The 2,267-nt window shown below is 62.8% G+C and carries 3 protein-coding genes; all 3 read left to right on the top strand.

Going from position 1 to position 2,267, the window contains the following annotated elements; all coding sequences use genetic code 11:
- On the top strand, nt 1-378 hold a 378-nt coding region (locus AADJ04_RS17900), incomplete at its 5' end, for an ABC transporter permease subunit (RefSeq protein WP_341240443.1).
- A gap of 12 nt (nt 379-390) precedes the next feature.
- Nucleotides 391-1,515: a sulfate ABC transporter ATP-binding protein gene (locus AADJ04_RS17895; RefSeq protein ID WP_341240442.1), complete on the top strand. Its 1,125-nt coding sequence runs from the start codon at nt 391-393 to the stop codon at nt 1,513-1,515.
- Between the two features lie 147 nt (nt 1,516-1,662).
- Nucleotides 1,663-2,193 carry a disulfide bond formation protein B gene (locus AADJ04_RS17890; protein WP_341240441.1) on the top strand — a complete coding sequence of 177 codons (531 nt, stop codon included), beginning with the start codon at nt 1,663-1,665 and terminating at the stop codon, nt 2,191-2,193.
- Nucleotides 2,194-2,267 lie beyond the last annotated feature (74 nt).

Genomic DNA, 2,267 nt, shown 5'->3' with positions numbered 1-2,267 from the left:
CAGGGCAACGACGAGGAGCAGGCCGCCATCGTGCTGGGCGCCACCGGCTGGCAGACCTTCTGGTACGTCACGCTGCCCAACATCAAGTGGGGCCTGCTGTACGGCGTCATCTTGTGCAACGCACGGGCCATGGGCGAGTTTGGCGCGGTGTCGGTGGTCTCGGGCCACATCCGGGGCCAGACCAACACCATTCCGCTGCACGTCGAAATTCTCTACAACGAATACCAGTCCGTGGCCGCGTTTGCTGCAGCCTCACTGCTGGCCTTGTTGGCCCTGGTCACGCTGGTCATCAAGACGATTGCCGAACACCGCAACGAGCAGGCCCTGAAGGCCGCCGCTGAATTGCCGCCCGAGCGCCCCGCGCCCGCTGGCGTGTGAAGGAAACAGAACATGAGCATTGAAATCCGTAACGTCAGCAAGCAGTTTGGCGACTTTCAGGCCCTGCGCGATGTGAGTCTCGACATTGCCTCGGGTGAACTCATCGCATTGCTTGGTCCCTCGGGCTGCGGCAAGACCACATTGCTTCGCATCATCGCGGGCCTGGAGACGGCCGATGTGGGCACCATCCACTTCAGCGGCGAAGACACCACCGACGTGCATGTGCGCGAGCGCAACGTGGGTTTTGTGTTCCAGCACTATGCGCTGTTCCGCCACATGACGGTGTTCGAGAACGTGGCCTTTGGCCTGCGCGTCAAGCCCCGCAGCGAGCGCCCGAGCGAGGCGCAGATCAAGAAAAAGGTGATGGACCTGCTCAAGCTGGTGCAGCTCGACTGGCTGGCCGAGCGCTATCCCTCGCAGCTGTCTGGCGGCCAGCGCCAGCGCATTGCCCTGGCCCGCGCCCTGGCGGTGGAGCCCAAGGTGCTGCTGCTCGACGAGCCCTTCGGCGCGCTCGACGCCAAGGTGCGCAAGGAACTGCGCCGCTGGCTGCGCCGCCTGCACGACGAACTGCATGTGACCAGCATCTTCGTGACCCACGACCAGGAGGAAGCACTGGAAGTGGCCGACCGCGTGGTGGTGATCAACCAGGGCAAGATCGAGCAAAGCGGCTCGCCCCAGCAGGTGTGGGAGCATCCCGCCAGCCCGTTTGTGTATGGCTTTTTGGGTGATGTGAACCTGTTCCATGGGCGCGCCCATGAGGGCCTGGTGCACCTGGAAGGCATGCAGATCGATTCGCCCGAACACCAAGCGGCGCAGAACGCCAAGGCCTTTGCCTATGTGCGCCCGCACGACCTGGATGTGGAGCGCTATTCCCCGGGCGCAGGCTTGGACGCCGAAGGCCGCCCCCGTGGCATCGTCGCCCAGCTCAGCCGCGCCATTGTGGTGGGCCCCATCGCACGGTTGGAACTTATTCCGTCCCAAGACCACAAACCAGCGGACAATGCGTCCCCAGACTCCTTGATCGAAGCGCAAATTCCTGCGCAGCAGTTCAAGGAGCAGGGTTTCAAAGAGGGCGAAACGCTGGTGGTGACACCACGACGCGCCCGTGTGTTTTTGGATCACGCCGCTGGAATCTGACTCCCCCTGAGCCGCTTCGCGTCTTCCCCCAAGGAGGATGACGGCCTTCGCTGCGGGGCGGCCCTTGCTGGCCGTCCGCGCGCTGGGGACGTGACGGTTTCAGAGAGGAATGCTCTAGCGGCGACTGTTGGATGAGGGATCAAAATGATGGTGTTGAACTGGATAGATCAGGCCCCGCGGCGCGTGCTGGCACTGATCAGCGTGGCCTGTGTGGCGATGCTGGCCTTTGGTATGTACCTGCAGCATGTGGTGGGCCTGGAGCCTTGTCCCATGTGCATCGTGCAGCGCTATGCTCTCATTGGTGTAGCAATCTTCACAGGCCTGGCAAGCGCCAGAGGCTCAAAAGGCTGGTGGATGAGCCTTGCGGCGCTGGCGCTGCTCGCGGCTGGCTTCGGTGCGTTTGTAGCCGCCCGCCAAAGCTGGCTGCAGTGGTACCCGCCTGAGGTAGCTACCTGCGGCCGTGACTTCTACGGCATGATCGAAAACTACCCCATCGGTCGCGCCATTCCCATGATTTTCCGTGGCTCGGGTGACTGCACGGCCATTGACTGGACCTTCCTGGGTGGCTCGATTGCCAACTGGTCCTTCCTCTGCTTCATGGGCTTTGGTCTGGTGTTGCTGGCGCTGCTGGCCCGTGCGGGCCGCGTCAAAAGCAGTGGTCGCGCAGCCTTGGCGTGAATTTGAGTCCATCTTGAAAGGCGCCCATTGCGGCGCCTTTTTTTATGGGCGCTGTTTGGGTGTGTTGCCCAACT

It is taken from the genome of uncultured Acidovorax sp., assembly GCF_964021665.1.
Taxonomy (GTDB): Bacteria; Pseudomonadota; Gammaproteobacteria; order Burkholderiales; family Burkholderiaceae_C; genus Acidovorax; species Acidovorax temperans.
The sequence above is the reverse complement of the archived record's forward strand: the minus strand, read 5'-3'. Positions and strand labels throughout refer to the sequence as shown.

What these genes read in the sequence shown, in the direction of transcription:
- AADJ04_RS17895 (WP_341240442.1), top strand. Translation starts at nt 391, where the DNA reads ATGAGCATTGAAATCCGTAACGTCAGCAAGCAGTTTGGCGACTTTCAG.
- AADJ04_RS17890 (WP_341240441.1), top strand. Translation starts at nt 1,663, where the DNA reads ATGGTGTTGAACTGGATAGATCAGGCCCCGCGGCGCGTGCTGGCACTG.